This is a genomic window from Pelagibacterium sp. H642 (assembly GCF_031202855.1).
GTDB lineage: Bacteria > Pseudomonadota > Alphaproteobacteria > Rhizobiales > Devosiaceae > Pelagibacterium.
Genome location: NZ_CP101830.1, coordinates 333730 through 348778 on the forward strand (window position 1 = coordinate 333730; position 15049 = coordinate 348778).

Annotated in this window: 10 protein-coding genes and 1 tRNA gene; 4 read left to right on the plus strand and 7 right to left on the minus strand. The window is 58.6% G+C overall.

All coding sequences use genetic code 11. The annotated features are described in order from the left end of the window. Positions 1 to 131: 131 nt before the first annotated feature. Positions 132 to 896 (minus strand): AraC family transcriptional regulator, encoded by a 765-nt coding sequence (locus NO934_RS19745; RefSeq protein ID WP_309163898.1) that lies wholly within the window; start codon positions 894 to 896, stop codon positions 132 to 134. A 719-nt stretch (positions 897 to 1615) separates the two neighbouring features. Between NO934_RS19745 and NO934_RS19750 the strand changes: the two genes are divergently transcribed. Together NO934_RS19750 and NO934_RS19755 are read left to right on the plus strand one after the other, a co-directional pair. Next, positions 1616 to 1690, plus strand: a tRNA-Val gene (locus NO934_RS19750). A gap of 1604 nt (positions 1691 to 3294) precedes the next feature. Beyond that, entirely contained in the window at positions 3295 to 6426 is a 3132-nt protein-coding gene (locus NO934_RS19755; RefSeq protein ID WP_309163899.1) for an AsmA family protein, read from the plus strand. Positions 6427 to 6761: 335 nt separating this feature from the next. On the opposite strand, the gene NO934_RS19760 is transcribed toward NO934_RS19755, so the two are convergent. Next, positions 6762 to 7904, minus strand: a complete 1143-nt coding sequence (locus tag NO934_RS19760; RefSeq protein WP_309163900.1) for an FAD/NAD(P)-binding oxidoreductase — start codon at positions 7902 to 7904, stop codon at positions 6762 to 6764. A gap of 83 nt (positions 7905 to 7987) precedes the next feature. After that, positions 7988 to 8653 carry a peroxiredoxin gene (locus NO934_RS19765; protein ID WP_309163901.1) on the minus strand — a complete coding sequence of 222 codons (666 nt, stop codon included), beginning with the start codon at positions 8651 to 8653 and terminating at the stop codon, positions 7988 to 7990. A gap of 115 nt (positions 8654 to 8768) precedes the next feature. Between NO934_RS19765 and NO934_RS19770 the strand changes: the two genes are divergently transcribed. After that, a complete protein-coding gene (locus NO934_RS19770) occupies positions 8769 to 10472 on the plus strand; it encodes a BTAD domain-containing putative transcriptional regulator (RefSeq protein WP_309163902.1) in 1704 nt (567 codons plus the stop codon). Between the two features lie 292 nt (positions 10473 to 10764). On the opposite strand, the gene NO934_RS19775 is transcribed toward NO934_RS19770, so the two are convergent. The 4 genes from NO934_RS19775 to NO934_RS19790 form a co-directional block, all read right to left on the minus strand. After that, positions 10765 to 13185, minus strand: a complete 2421-nt coding sequence (locus NO934_RS19775) for a S8 family peptidase (protein WP_309163904.1) — start codon at positions 13183 to 13185, stop codon at positions 10765 to 10767. Between the two features lie 307 nt (positions 13186 to 13492). Beyond that, complete coding sequence (locus NO934_RS19780; RefSeq protein WP_309163906.1) at positions 13493 to 13930, minus strand: type II toxin-antitoxin system VapC family toxin; 438 nt, start codon at positions 13928 to 13930, stop codon at positions 13493 to 13495. After that, positions 13927 to 14199 (minus strand): type II toxin-antitoxin system VapB family antitoxin, encoded by a 273-nt coding sequence (locus NO934_RS19785; protein WP_309163908.1) that lies wholly within the window; start codon positions 14197 to 14199, stop codon positions 13927 to 13929. The genes NO934_RS19780 and NO934_RS19785 overlap by 4 nt, the downstream gene beginning before the upstream one ends. 204 nt (positions 14200 to 14403) lie before the next feature. After that, the gene (locus tag NO934_RS19790) at positions 14404 to 14550 is read right to left on the minus strand and encodes a hypothetical protein (RefSeq protein ID WP_309163910.1); all 147 of its coding nucleotides are present in this window, start codon (positions 14548 to 14550) and stop codon (positions 14404 to 14406) included. 131 nt (positions 14551 to 14681) lie between these two features. Here NO934_RS19790 and NO934_RS19795 point away from each other — a divergent pair, with 131 nt between their 5' ends. Further along, positions 14682 to 14930, plus strand: coding sequence for a hypothetical protein (locus NO934_RS19795; RefSeq protein WP_309163912.1), 249 nt, complete (start codon positions 14682 to 14684; stop codon positions 14928 to 14930). The last annotated feature ends 119 nt before the right edge of the window (positions 14931 to 15049 follow it).

Genomic DNA, 15049 nt, shown 5'->3' on the forward strand with positions numbered 1-15049 from the left:
GAGGGTCTACAAGGCCACTTGGTTCAAGCCGGGTATTTCAGGAAATTGCGAAATATCAAGAACGTACTACAAGTTGAGCATAACGTGTTACGACTGTGTCAAATCGGCCACATCTATGACGAGGTGGACATCTAGCTGCCACGTTTCATACGAAGCTGGGCCGGAGTTACCCCGCGATGCTTACGCATCGTTGTCGTCAAGTGGCTCTGGCTCGAGAACCCACTGGCTGGGGCAATTTGGGCGATCGGCAGGTCGGTGCTGGCAAGCAGTTCCACCGCGAAAGCCAAACGTAGTTTCAGAAGGTAGCGATGCGGCGGCTCACCAAACGTATTGGTGAATGCAACGATGAAGCGGCTCGGTGAGAGTTCGCAGAGCCTCGCGAGCTCGGCGATAGATACCCTGCTTGAAAGCTTCTCCCGCAGGTACTCCTGCACCTGCCGAGCACTCTTTGGCGACAAGCCACCAACGCTCTTTGATCGTGGAATCGCTCTTCCCCCACCGGAATAGTGCCGGATCATATGGATACCGAAAACCGTGATCAGCGAATCGATATAGAGTTCGCTTGGGGTCCGTGAGGCAAGTTCGTCCTTAAGGAGATGCGATATCGCAAGGGCCCGTCGATCGACATGACCGAAAGCGGGCGGCTCCAATTTCAGATTCTGCTGACCGAACTCTTGTTCAGCCAGCATGGCGAGCTGACCGGGCTCGTACCCTACTGTCAAATTCTCGCGCACGGTGTTCCAGCGATTACCGCTCTCGACATTGGCAGGATTGACGATGAGGGTGCCGACAGGAGCATCGAATACATACATCTTATCGCTTCCCAAGCGCGCCTCGAGCTGAGGCACCGGGGAGAAAACGATGGCGAAAAAATCTCCATCCGACTTGAAGGTCATCTCTCCAGGGTGCCGAATCGAATGCACCACACCACCCCTTCGGGTGAGGAGCCTTGGTCCAACATGTTTTGGAATTTGGTGGAAGAGGCAAGTTTCCTGCTGGCCGGCAGGCAACGCAACGTCTCGGTCAAAATGCACTTTGCTAGTCCAAAAAAAATTCGGAAAGCCACTGCACGCGCTAACGCGCTGTAGCCTTGTACCCAGCGCCTGTTGCCTCCTCGGTCTTGGTGGCCTCAGCACGTCTGGTGTCTTGAATCTAAGTCAAACCTGATCTTGATCTGTGCCCACCTTTTCATTCCGACCCGTGCCCTGAGAGGTCTGCTCAGGGCACGGTTTGCTGCGATTGGCGGATATGTCAAGGTGACAAACCTTTGCGTGTCCTATCAAAAAGCCGAGAGCGCAGTCTTGAGAGCTGGCCACATGCCTTTTCAACACGCACTGGTCTGATCGGCACGGAAGCACTTTGGCCCTCCTTGTTGACCCAGGCGATGGCGGGAGGCGGCCATAAAGAAGCAAAAATCTATTGACCCCTAGCCGGCTTTTGTGGTGTATCCGCCCCACATTCCGCCGCTGGTGGGATTTATCGAGAGAACGGGCGTTTGAGCCCAGAGACCGGCGTCGAATTGCTGGTGCTTGGTTATTCTCTCACCCCGCTCCGGCGGGGCGGTCCTTACGCAAGGACCTTTCGCTGGCACTGTCCCTTAAAGGACATGCCGAGCGGGTGTGTAGCTCAGCGGGAGAGCACTGCCTTCACACGGCAGGGGTCACAGGTTCAATCCCTGTCACACCCACCATAGCCTTCAAGGCCTCCGAATTCGCGTCCCACAGGTTTGCAAAGGAACGAGCGGCTTTGTGTGTGCTACGCGAAAGCCGCGCCTTCTACTGTCAGCGGGATTAAGTTGGCCATGGAGGGTCCTTACCGATACACCGATCACATTCGACGCCCCTACACATCGAGCCCGACCTGCATCATCCAGGTCGCTCGTGTCTGTGCGACGGGCCTTTTCGTCTGCCAAGCTCGACGTCGCCAAGAGTTTTGAGCACAATCACCGCTTATCAAAGATGTGCATATGGCGCTCGGCATTGCCGAGACCAAGTTGGGCAACTTTAGAAGCTCGGCGCGAGCTAAAACTCGTCGCGGCTGGCACGAAGAAGCGCGCCCACGACAAGGCCGATCACGGCCCCAATCGTCATGCCCACTATCAAGCTGAAAATATCCATCTAAACCCCCAATTGTCAGGCGATGACACCACGTTCGCGTCTTCCGGTAAAGCGGCAAGGAAAGAAGACCTGTTTGCGGTCGGGCCTCTCTCGGTTGGTCCATGTGGGGCATCTGGCCCGAGACTGCGGAAGTCGAGGCGAGACAACGTAAGTAGTACACGGACGATTCCGCGGGCATTCGATCGATCGAGTGAGCCGCCGATATAATAAGGGCCACACCTTTCCCAGAGCCCGTTCTCGCCTCCGCCTGAGGAGCGCATTGTCTGCTGGTAAAAAGGGTTTTGGCGATGCGCCCAGCAGTATCCTTGACGGAGCGATCGCCTTCGTGAGTCAGCTATTGGCTCTCTGCGCGCGCGGCAATAGGTCAGCCGTCCACCCCGAGTCCAGGCAGAATGGAGTGGACGGCTTGTGACGCTGGCCAGGCGACAGGCCAGACATTGGATTCCTGCCTGAACACAGCCCGTTAATCAATTACATCATTGGATTGAAGGAGAGCCATCCACCGGTTCGGTAACAGCTCACCGGTCGCAAAGTCACAACAAGCCAAATTGGCGAGTTCGGTTGCACAATAAGGGGCCCGACCAAAGCCGAGCCTTTTGCTCCCAATCAGAATGGACCACGACGGCGCGTGCGTGTCAGTAAGCAAATCAGCACAAATGACCGCCCGTTCCATGGGGCAGCGGAACGAGCGGCGGGAGGTGAGGTTGGTGAGCCGCCCATCGGAGGTTAGGGGCGAAACCGATAAGCGGCTCTGGGATCGCAACGATTTCGGTGAGATTGCGTAAAGGCAACGCCGACGACCACAAGCGTTGCGGCGATTCACTTCTGACAAGCGGGCGGGCCCGCCCCATCCATTCCACCGTGTCCTCGCGCAAAGATACCATCGCGTGCGGAAAGTTCCGCGCGGAGCATTGCGATGCAGAACTATGGATCGTCCGACGACCGGTAGCGCTTGGCTGAGCGTATACACGATCACGCCTACACTGGTCGCTGGCGGTTTCTTGACGGACTGCTAGCGACTTCGCCTCAAGCGGCCGAGGTCCTGAGGCAATATCTGTCGGCCGGTGCCACCCGAGGCAATGGCAGCAAGAACCGGGAGGTATGATTAACACATCCTTACAGATGAGGCGCCAACAGTATCCTGAATTTCGATTCGTAGCGGCAAGGGAGGATCTCAATGAAAAAGCTCATAATCGGGGCAGTCTTCTTTGTCATGGCGTTGGTGGGGCTGGTGTTCGTCATTCCCTTGGCGTTGAGTTCCGATGCGTTGCGGACCGCGCTTGCGCGACAGCTTTCCGACAGCTCGGGAGCGCAAGTCTCTCTCAACGGACCCATCCGCTTCTCGGTGCTTCCCGATTTCGGGGTCGTGGCCGAAGACTTTTCCTATGTATCGGGCGATGGCGCAATTTCGATCTCGGCCGCCCGGTCGGTTGCGTCGGTCGAACTGATGTCACTATTTTCGGACCAGATCCGCATCACGGGCATCGAATTGCAGAGCCCGCGCATCGTGCTGGCTGAAACCTCGCAGGTCAAAGCTAATGTGGAATCGGAGCCGGCCACCGAAGGGCAGGACATTTTCGAAGTGGCGGCTGGCTACCTCGAAAGGTTAGCGATTGACCATTTGGATGTCATCGACGGTGAGGTTGCCCAAAATCGTGAGGGTGCCATCCAACCCATCGCCAGTGACATTGATCTGCGCCTCTCGGTCCCAGGAATAAGCGAGCCGGCTTCGCTTGCTGTTTCGGGCACCGTCGACGGCAATCGGATGGAGCTTGCGGCAGATATCGGCTCTCTACGCGATCTTTTGAACCGCCAACCCGCAACCTTCTCTCTTTCGGCAAAGAACGAACAGCCGCCGCATCCGATTCTCGCGGACATCTCGGCCTCGGGGAGCATTCAGCTTGCCCAGGATGACAGCTATCGCATTACAGGCGGTGAAATCGACTCGATCGGGCAGACGATGAGGCTCGATGTGAGCTATGCGCCCGGCGATCGCCCGTTCGTCATGGCAAGAGTTGAAGCCGGTGTTCTGGACTATTCCGATTGGCAACCGGCGGAAGCACACGCTGGCGAAACGGCTCAGGCGTCGAGCGGCGGCGTGGATTTGTCGGCGCTCCGGGGCTTTGATGCCGATATCGAACTGCGCGCTGAGGCCATGCAGGCCGGTCAGGCTATCGCCCGCGACGTCATCATCGGAGCCCAACTCCAAAATGGCGAGTTGAACGCTAATGTCAGCTCGTCAGAGATTGCCGGAGGGAGCCTCGACGCGGGCTTCCTCGTGGACCTCAATGCCGATCGGCTCCAATCGAGCGGCACGCTCGATATCGCTTCTATCGACATCGAGAGTCTCATGGCGCTCGCCGGGCAAACGGCGCCAGCCACTGGCCAGCTGTCGTCGCAACTGGGTTTCGCCTTTTTCGGGATGGATGCGGAGGCCATTCGCAACTCAATAAACTTGCGTGGCGAGGTCTCCATTTCCAACGGCAGGATCGAAGCGCCGCAACTGGCGGATGTCGCAGGTTCGGGCGCCGGGATAATCGACGCGCTCGATGCTACGGCGCGGATCGAGGATATCCGGCAACCATTGGCCGTTTCGGGCACGGCCCAATGGAACGGAGAGACGATCGGTTTTGACAGCACGCTCGCGCTGGCCGATCTGCTCATGGGGCAGCCAGGCACTGCGGCAATCGATTTCAGGTCGCCGCCGATCAATGCGAATTTTTCCGGGACGGTGGCCCTCAATGGTGCCGCCACTGGAAGGGCGGAAATTTCGGCTGCTTCCCTGAGCCGCGCCTTGGGCTGGTTCGGCCAGGACACTGGAACCCCGCTGGGCAGGTTTGCCTTTTCGGGGAACATCGCCGTCAGTGATACCGAATTCGCGCTGAGCGAGGCCACTATTGGCCTTAATGATATTAATGCAGGGGGCTCCCTATCGGTCACGAGAGTGGGTAAGCCGAAGGTCACGGCGGCCCTGTCGGTCGACACGCTGGACTTTACCCGGCTGACGGGTGGGAGCACGACTGCGGCTCCGACCGGCTCGGGGCCTTCGCCAATCGACCTTGCCATATTGCGGCAGTTCGATGCCGATATCCGGCTTACGGCCAATCAGATCGGCTACGGCAGCATCAAGGCTGGCCCGGCAACAGCATCGCTTTCGGTCGCTGATGGTGTCGCCAGACTTTCGGTACCCGAGGCTGCGTTCTATGGCGGTGGCGTTACGGCCAATGTGACGGCAAACGGCGCCGGCGACGTTCCGGCCATAGAGCTTGTCGCCGGCATGGAAGGCGTCGAGTCGCTGCCGTTCCTGACCGATGCGGCGGGTTTCGAGCATATCGAGGGCAAGCTAACGGCGAACGTGCAGGTGAGTGGCGCTGGCGATAATAGCGAGGCTTTCGCGCGGTCGCTCAAGGGCCCGGTGAGCGTGATGTTTTCCGATGGCGCGGTGCGGGGCATCGATGTGGCGGGCCTTGTGCGCAATGTCCAATCGCTCATCAATGGTGGTTATACCGAGAACGCTGATGCGAAGACCGAGTTTGCCGAGCTTTCGGTATCTGTCGGGATCGAAAACGGGATCGGGCGTTTCGATGATCTGAGACTGCTCGGGCCATTGGTGCGCATGAGCGGGCAGGGCAATATCGATCTTGCCGCCCAGACCATCGATGTACGGCTCGATCCGCGTGTGGTCGGATCGCTTGACGGGCAGGGCGGCGAGTTCGACGTTTCGGGGCTCGGCATGCCTGTCATCGTGACAGGTGCGCTCGCCGGTCCAAGCATCTATCCCGATGTTTCGGGCATTCTGGCCAATCCCGACCAGGCGTTGCAGGCAATTTCCCAACTGGGCGGCAATATCGGCCAACTGGCGGCCGGTGCATCGGGGGTCGATCTTGAGAACGTTCTTGGAGGGGGCACTGATGCGATTTCAGACAGCGTTCTGACGGGACTCATCGGCGGCCTCGCTGGCAGCGCGTCCGGAGAGGCGAACGGCGTCATTCCCGCCAATGGGCAGGACCTCCTCAACACGATTTTAGGGGAGCGGAACGGCGAGCAAGCTGCTCAAGTGCCGGAGGCACCAGCACAGGCTGCCGGAATGGCTCCTGAGACTGAGAGCATCGCTGCTTTGCCGGCCGATCCGTTCCCTCTTCCCAGACAGGATCCTCGAACCGGCCAGGCGGTTGTATCCGACGTCGCGCAGGAACCGGCCGAGCAACCTGATCTGACCGATAGGCTTATCGACGCGGTCGCACCTCAGGTCGCGCCGCAAAGCGCAGATATGATCAGGAACCTAATCGAGCAGATAGGCGCTCCCTGATTGTGAGCGAAGGCACACGACTGTTACGTCTGGTGACAGAGGGAGCGGCGAGCCTTCCATGGGCCTTAGGTTGCAGTCTCCTCGTGTCGCCCAAGCAAGAGCTCAGCACATCGTCGATCCCGCGGCCGGAGATGCTTGTGCGAACGTCAGTAGGATGGTGAGTTTCGCCCCTGCAAAACCGGATGCGAGGACAAAGGATGGGGACTCAATCGAACCGCAACTCATTTTCTGGAACTGCGCGATCGGTGCTTTTGCTCTCGCCTTTGCGGTGCGGGCGAAAAGAATCTGTCCGGGTGTTGCGGCCGAGTTTTGACCTGGTTCATATGTAGGCTCTCCTACAAATTGAACCAGCGTGCGCGCCGGCTGGAACCGAAATTTTCCTTGTCGGCGCGAAGAGCGACTGAGGGCTCGTGGTAGTTTCCTGTCGGTGTGGGGCCTGAAAAGAAGTCGACCTCAACCTTGCCGATGCGTCCCCCGCCGAATTCGATATAGCAGGTGCCGATGCCGTCATACTGGACGACATCTTCATTGCGGCGCACTTTGGCGACAAGTGCGCTTGCAACGGCGCGCGCCGCTTTCTCGGCGAAGACCCCCGCCTTGGGCGTGCCCGTATTGGCACCATCGCCCAGAGCATAGACGTTCTCATAGGAGGTTTCGAGTGTACGAGGGTTGACTGGTATCCAGCCATTCTCGGACATGCCGCTTTCCAGAACCACCTGGGGCACTCGGTGCTTGGGCACACCGAGGAAGAGATCGAAGGGCATTTCCCGTCCATCATCAAGAACGGCGACGTTTCGGGCATTGTCCACTGCGGCGACGTGGCGGCCGGCGATGAAGTCGATATTGCGTTGACCAAATGCTGCAAGAAGGGCATGCGAGGTCTGGGGGGACGGGGGTACCGGGCTTGCCAGTGGCATGACAAGGGCAATCTCGCAGCCATCCCGAACGCCTCGGTTCACCAAGTAGTCGTGCAGCATCAGGGCGCATTCGCTTGGCGCCGGGGGACATTTGAAAGGTGCGCCGCAAACTCCGATTAGCGCCTTTCCTGTGGTGAAAGTCGGCAAGACGTCACGTAATTGCTCCGCACCCGCCACTGAATAAAATTCGGTTGTTGCTGCCAGACCGGGGGTGGCATTGAAATCATACTCCGCGCCAAGCGCAACGACCAGGAAATCGGCCTCAAAGACACCATCGTTTGTCGTGACCTGTCGGTTGACGGGGTCGATGGCGGTGATGGTACGCTTTAAAAGGCGAATGCCTGGCTTGGCGAAGTTGCTGTAGGGCAGGCGCACGGCCTCGGGTTCGCGATAGCCGAACATCACGTCTAGCTTGGAAAAGCCAAATACGAATGCATCGCTTTTGTCGATGAGCGTAACTTCGGCGCTTTCGCCCAGCGCTTCCGACAAAAGCGTGGCGACCTCTAGGCCACCAAAACCGGCACCCAAGACTAAGATGCGTGATTTGCTCACGATGCTCACGGGAATCTCCCTTCGGTTGAGTTGCTTGGCGGACAAGGACTCGCGACGGCCACCGCAGCCCAGGAACCATGGAGCAATTTTTGTTAGGTTAGAACGGGTTGCGGCACGATGCGGATGTAGGATTTGAGCTCCTTCCAGCCCTGTGGGTAGAGCCTTTTGGCCTCTTCGTTGGTCACGGATCCGGCGATGATGACATCGTCGCCGGGCTGCCAATTGACTGGCGTAGCAAGGCGGTGCTTTGCAGTCAGCTGCAGCGAGTCGATCACCCGCAACACCTCATCGAAGTTGCGGCCTGTCGTCATCGGATAGGCGATTAACAGTTTGATCTTCTTGTCTGGTCCGATGACGTAGACGTTACGCACTGTTTGGTTGTCGGCGGCCGTGCGCCCCTCGGCGCAATTGCCGGCTGCGGCGGGCAACATGTCGTAGAGTTGCGAGACAGATAGTGTTGGGTCACCGATTATAGGGAAATTGGGTTCGGCACCCTGCGTTTCGGCGATATCTTTAGCCCAGCTGGCGTGTTTATCGATTGGGTCGACGGAAAGCCCGATGATCTTTACGCCGCGCTTGTCGAACTCGGGCTTAAGGCGCGCCATATATCCAAGTTCGGTGGTGCAGACAGGAGTGAAGTCCTTTGGGTGGGAGAAAAGGATGCCCCAATCCTTGCCCAGCCAATCGTGGAACGAGATCGGGCCTTGCGTTGTATCGGCCGTGAAATCGGGCGCTATATCGTTGATCCGGAGAGTCATCTTGGCTGACCTTTTCAAATAGAATTTGATCAAGTGCCATGGTAGGAGAAATGTGTTCCACCAGCGTTCCCTGACGGGTCCGTACTGGTGACCGGTCGAGCTGGCGGGGGGTGGTATGCGTGTTTCGATCCATCTTCTGGGACGCTTTAGCGTTATTCTCGACAATACTGCGATTCCGGCAACTGACTGGCAGCGAGACCGCGCTGCAGCGCTCGTTAAGCTGTTGGCGATTTCACCAGGGCAGCGGGTTCATCGCGAGCAGGCCATGGCTGCGTTCTGGCCGGATCTCGATATCGATGCGGCGGGGGCCAACCTGCGCAAGACAATCCATTTTGCACGCCGATCGCTCGGGGTTCACGAACTCATCGAAGTGAGCAACGAGATCGTTTGCCTGGGCCCGCATGCGGACGTGGAGATCGATGTCGAGCTGTTTTCTGCCGCAGCCAAGGCGGCCTTGCGTGGTAACAATCCGGCTGCGTTCGAAGCTGCCGCCGACCTTTATGGTGGCCCGCTTCTGCCGGACGATATTTATGTGGATTGGCTCGACGATCCCCGACGACAGCTCCAGCAACGCTATATTGAACTGTTACGGGCGGGAGGACTTTGGCAGCGTCTGATTGCAGTTGATCCTGCCGATGAACAGGCCCAATGCGCACTGATGCAGGCAGCCTTGGATGCGGGCAATCGTGTTGAGGCGATCCGGCAATTCAACCAGCTACGAGATAGTCTGCATGCCGAATTGGGTGTGGGGCCCAGCGCCGCGACCATCGCACTCTACGAAAAGGCGCTGTCGCTGTCAGGACCAGACACCGTGAACCCGTCAGAGCGTATCCGCGCTTCGCTTGCCTGGGGTTTGGTGCATCTTCAAAGTGGTGAATTTGATCGAGCCAGCCAAATCGCGCGGCAGACCCGTGATCTTGCGGTTGGTGCCGAACTGGCGCGCGAAGCCGGTGAGGCAAGCGCACTTTTGGGTCTGGCTGCCAACATGCAGCAGCAGTGGCCACAGCTGTTTCGATCCGAGTTCATCGAGTGGGTTCGCACGGCACCCGGGTTCGTCCGCCATGTGTTTGATGGGCATCTGTGTCTTTCAGAGTTCTGCCTTTGCAGCGCATCGGGGCATGCTGAGATTGCCGAACTGGCTGAAGAATTGCTGACAGTCGCTCAGGACGCCGGTTCGCTCGCGGGCTGCGGTCTAGCCAATCTGCTTTTGGGAGAAGTGGCTCTGTTTTCGGGGGAGCTCGACGAAGCAGAATCTCGGTTGACCGAGGCTGAACGATTGCTTCTGAAAGCGGGAGCCGTTGCTGGCCGTGTACTGGCGATTGAGCGCCTCGCCGAGATCGCTCTTGAACGGGGCCAGAAATGGCGTGCCAACCGGCTCATTCGGCGCGGGTTAACTGATGCCGAGGTGTCATGGTTAGCGCCTCACCTTATTATGCGGATGCAGGCTCTCGCGGTGAGAGCTGCTGCAACACCAAAGCAGGTGGCCGCTGAAATTCTTATCGGCGATCGATTGCTCGGGAACGGTGCGTGTCAGCCCTGCTCGATTGCGCTTCGTACAGCGTCGGCAATTGCGCTGGCAGAGGCCGGGGATCTTGAGCAGGTTGACCGGCGTCTGAACGAAGCCGAACGGATCGCTGGAATGTGGCACGGCGGTCCGTGGGCGGCAGCCCTTTGGGAAGCGCGCGGCGTGCAGCGACGAGCGCAAAGCAATGAAGTGCGGGCGTTGGCTGCCTTCGAGGAGGCGGCCTCACGCTACCAGGAGTTGGGTAGGCCTCGCGATCGGTCGCGCTGCCTTGCACGAATGCGTCCAGACAGCTGAGGACACTGCCTAAACTATTGAAATGGGTGCTTCTACAAAGATGAAGAGAGCCCCACAGCAGCACCACGCCATGGCGATCCATGCGATAGCTGCCGAGCTCCACTGACCGATACGATGACGTTTGATCCCAACCTATTCAGGTGTGGCGTTACGCGACCACTTGAGGGCTTGCGTCCAATAACCACTCAAATCAGTGGGAGCAGAGATCAACGTGGAAGTCGCGGCATGACACCGGAGCTGGGCGGTGTCGACGAGGTTGTGAGTTTTGTTGCCAAGCTGGCCAAACGTAGCTTCAGAACCGGCTCGAAAAGCTTGCCGCAATTGCTGCGCCGGAGGCACCCGAAACATGCCCGAAATCCAGGCTGTATACCGCCCCGATTTCGAGACGCGAATTCTCATCGGGGGTAATGGCGTAGTTCAAACCGAGGTCAACCTGTCTGCCCGTCGGCTCGAGCTCTCCGCGGTGCTGGGTGAAAAGAATATCGCCCTCGGCAGTTCGTCCCGAGGGCACGAGGAGAGCCATCGTGCCGTTCTCCACTCGCAGTGGCTGTGAAGCGGTAAGCGTAAGGCTGTCTCTCTCGTCCAGCACGCCCTCGGACCGCAGTCCAAGTTGGAAGCTCGAAAAGGCCAGGGGGTCGACCGAGGCGACATAGCCCCGCTCCGCTTCTCCCGTGGCCACTCCACGTTCGATGCCACCAAACAGCGTCATTGCTTTTCCGACGTCCAACGCGGCCGAGAGGGAAACAGTGGTAAGTGCTGCACTTTCTGGCATCGAGAAGTGCCCGTCTCCACTCATTCCGAGCACACCGCCTTGTTCTGAAGCTTGGATCATAGCGAGTTTGAAGGTAGCACGAGGAAGGTCGATTGCCATACCTGCGCCAACTCCAAATAAACCCCCGTTGTGGATCGCAGCATGCGAGCCGGCGAAGCCGTAGTGCTCAAGAGACAGCGAGCCAAGGTCGAGCTTCCCGCTCAACGCTGCTGTTTCATTTCCGAGGGTGCCTAGCCAGGAGGATGCCGCGCTTCCCGTTCGTGGCGCGTGTGTGAGCGAATGTGCTCCCTCGAGCAGGCTAACATCGATGCTATAGCGTGTCGTGCCCAGGTTTGCCATGGATCTCGGGGTGTCTGCCTCGAGATCCATGATCGCTCGTGCTAGACTTTGGGAACCCACATCCGGAAGAACGTTGGACCGCGAAAGCACCGGCTCGCTTGTTTGTATAAATGCTTCAGCAGGCATCATGAACGGGGTATCGAGGCTGTCAAAAACGGCAACTTCAACGTTGCTCAGAAGAGAGCGCGGTGCGTCACCGGTAGCGATTCCAGCGTTCAAAACGTTGGTTTCAACCTCGCTTCGCGATGCGCTGGAGAGAGTACGGCCATTGACGAGAGAAACGCCGTCGATCGGGCTAAGCGCAGCTGCCACGTCGAGAACACCCATTCCCCACTCGTGGGAAAAGGCCTTCACAACGCCATTGCCGAAGTCGTGCGTGCCATCAGCACCGAATCCGTTAAACTCAGAATAGGCAGAAGCGAGCAGGCGCTTTGTCCATTCCTCTGGGCTTAGCGATGGGAAAGCCTGCGCCACAATAGCAACAGCAGCGGACACTTGCGGTGCTGCAAAGGATGTGCCGGTGCCGCTGGCATAGCTTGTATCGCGATCAGCAGACGCTGAGGTGGTCGTGCCATCAGCGAATATGCACGACGTGGCCATTTCACCGCAAGGAGCTGACAATCGACGCGCTGCACTGATCTCGTGATCGTCGGTGACGCTGAATTCGCCGTTGCCAACGGCAATCCAGGCTTCTCTGAGCTCAGGCACCAGGCGGGGCAGGGCTGACGAAGCATCATTTTCGGTCAGCGTCTCATCGTTGGACATCGCCCAGACGATCACACCTTCAGATTGGAATGCGTCGAGAGCTTCGAAATAGCCATTCCACCGGTTGGCGGTCCCTCCAACGAGTGCCTGGTACGCTTCACTTACCGTTTGTCCCGTTTCGGTCATGTGCATACGCACGTCGGAGAGCATGAGTTCTCGGCTGCCGTCGGGCTCCCGCGTCAGAACGCCCCAGGAATTGTTCTGAGCTACAGCCCCCAATGAAGCAGCATCATGGGTGGCATCGGTAAGCTTTCCAAGGTCGATATCGCTGCTCGTGGGAGACCTTAAATAGCTTGTGAGGTGCAGATCGGAATTTGGTGCAAAGCCCATAATGGATCCGGCTTGGTCGCTGCCGGTTATAAGCGCTGCGACATGCGTACCGTGATCACTTCCATCCGCTACACCCACCTCGCCAAAAGTTGTGATCTCGGTCCCGACAAATTCCTGGTGCGAAGTGCGGAAACCGTCGTCCACCACGGCCACCAGCTGCCCCACGCCGGACCACCCGCCCGACAACGCCCATTGAAGGCGCGCAAGCTCGTAAGGGTGCGAACTTTCAGCATATCCGTCGATCATGTTCGCATCGACATTTCTAAAGCGTGGCGCATCGGCGATCTCGGCAGCACGGATCGCATCAAAAGTATCGGCCACCGAAACTTGCGACCAGCCGCCTGAAGTCGGTGGAGGAGGGGCGATTTCGACGTCCGAGGGGGTTTGCCCTCCTCCCGAACATCCGGCAAGCACAAAAGCGGATATTAGAGCAGCTGATCGTGCCCGCAACAAGGTCGCAAGCGTCTGCTCGATCATTTCACATACAATGACAAGTGCGCCCGGCATGCCCGTTTCCCTCACTGAGCCGAGTGGCAACAGTTAGCGAAGGGCATGGGTCCTCGAAATAACCGAGGTTATAAGCAAGTGCCTATTCACACTAAATTTCATCCCAACCAGAATCGATCGCCGCATTGCCGTGGGTGTAATAGGCTCGGACCATCGGCAGCTCGTTTTCTGCAGTGCCCTTGATCCTAAAGATGTCGACGATGCGGTCGAGTTCGCTGGCCTGGGTTTCGAGCGTAAAGGGCGGCGCGGGTTATGTCTTCCAATCCTCTCTCAAATCTACCGGGATTCCTTCACCCTTCCCGGCCCTCTATCTCTTGGGGTTTTTCGGCCTTGGAGCCTTCAGTGCCGAACGAATATCTGTCAGGCCAAAGTCGTTGCCGACATAGAGCAACGGAGCGGAATGCTGTTTGGCCAGCGCGTAGGCGAAGCAATCACCGAAATTCAGCCCACCGCGCGTGCCAAAACCCTTGCCGTAATCCAGACGTGCCCTCTGCGCTGCGCGAGCAACCGTCTCGTCAAGCGGGGCGATGTCGATGCCGAGCGTTGCAAGGAAATCATCGAGAATGCCGATAGCCTTCGACCGCCGCCTATCATCGAGACGTCCGGCCAGGACCGTTCCCGTCTCGACGTAGTTGACGGCCGAAATCAGCCGAGAAGACGCACCTTCAAGAGCCTTGGTACAGCTAGGACCTTCCGGCTCATCGAACAGAATGGCGATGATGGCCGAGCTGTCCACCACCATCATTTCGGCAAGCCCAGCTGCTCGGGTGTGTCGCCGGAGGCTTCGTCCCATTCTTGCTTGGTGACGGGGCGACGGTCGAACAGATGGGCGCGCTTGCGAACGAACGCCTGTACGCGCGCAACGTAATCGCCGTGCGCCTCGCGTTCTGCGCGCACCCGCTCCAGCCGCTCGCGCATGGCCGTGGTGATGGCGTCGGTCATGGTCTCGCCGGTAAGGCGGGACAACTCCCGCGCCAGCTTGTCGGCTTCCTCAGTCTTGATGCTCAGCGCCATGGCGCCCTCCATTTCTAGATGGACTATCTAGATATCATAAGGGCGCTCTTCCCTCAAGCACAAGAGCGCTTTCCCTCAACCTTTCCGCTTGCCTTCAAGTATCCCCTTCCGTGTCGGTCTGCTCTTCCCGGTCGTCTGCGGGCTTCTTATTGTCGTTGGCGGCCTGCAACGCTTCGAAGTGCTCCTGCGCGATCTGCCGCCCGATCAGGCGGGCATGGATAGCACCACCTTGTCCAGCTTCTGCCACGGGGCAATGTCGGCATCCGCACACTCGGTTGCTTCCGGCCCTCGCCGGTGATGGTCGTTAGCCGGAACGATGTTTTCCAGCCCGCTTTCCGTTTCTTCTGCCATCTCGGTCGCTCCGGTGGGTACGGATCGACCTGATAAGGACGACCGTTCCCTTCCTCTCATGGGCGCCGCTTGTCTTCGGAGTCGTCGCAGTACTCCTGGTCGCACGGGGAGCGGGACTGGCTCTTGCCCAAATGCCCGCGATTACAGCCGCCTATGGCGAGGTTGACAAGACCGAGACCCACGACGCAGCGACCCTGATCAACATTGCCCAACGGCTAGGAGGCGCAATAGGCGCGATTGCGGTGGTCGCTGTCATTGAACAGATTGGCGTCTCCGCCCCAGGGACAGCGTACCGGATCGCGTTTGGGACGCTGGTCGTCATTTCAGCCGGCGCACTGTTCCCGGCAACACGAATAGCATTGCCGAAACAAGATCAATGATTTGCCGATAGGCAGCGACCCACTGCATGCTCCAATCGGCAAAGCGTCGCCGATCAGATCGGAATGGCGAGTGATTTATGCCGGAATTGGTTGGGGGGGGGGGGGAGAGGACAATGTTT

What these genes read in the sequence shown, in the direction of transcription:
- NO934_RS19755 (WP_309163899.1), top strand. Translation starts at nt 3,295, where the DNA reads ATGAAAAAGCTCATAATCGGGGCAGTCTTCTTTGTCATGGCGTTGGTG.
- NO934_RS19785 (WP_309163908.1), bottom strand. Translation starts at nt 14,199, where the DNA reads ATGGCGCTGAGCATCAAGACTGAGGAAGCCGACAAGCTGGCGCGGGAG.
- NO934_RS19745 (WP_309163898.1), bottom strand. Translation starts at nt 896, where the DNA reads ATGACCTTCAAGTCGGATGGAGATTTTTTCGCCATCGTTTTCTCCCCG.
- NO934_RS19775 (WP_309163904.1), bottom strand. Translation starts at nt 13,185, where the DNA reads ATGCCGGGCGCACTTGTCATTGTATGTGAAATGATCGAGCAGACGCTT.
- NO934_RS19780 (WP_309163906.1), bottom strand. Translation starts at nt 13,930, where the DNA reads ATGATGGTGGTGGACAGCTCGGCCATCATCGCCATTCTGTTCGATGAG.
- NO934_RS19770 (WP_309163902.1), top strand. Translation starts at nt 8,769, where the DNA reads ATGCGTGTTTCGATCCATCTTCTGGGACGCTTTAGCGTTATTCTCGAC.
- NO934_RS19795 (WP_309163912.1), top strand. Translation starts at nt 14,682, where the DNA reads ATGCCCGCGATTACAGCCGCCTATGGCGAGGTTGACAAGACCGAGACC.
- NO934_RS19765 (WP_309163901.1), bottom strand. Translation starts at nt 8,653, where the DNA reads ATGACTCTCCGGATCAACGATATAGCGCCCGATTTCACGGCCGATACA.
- NO934_RS19790 (WP_309163910.1), bottom strand. Translation starts at nt 14,550, where the DNA reads ATGGCAGAAGAAACGGAAAGCGGGCTGGAAAACATCGTTCCGGCTAAC.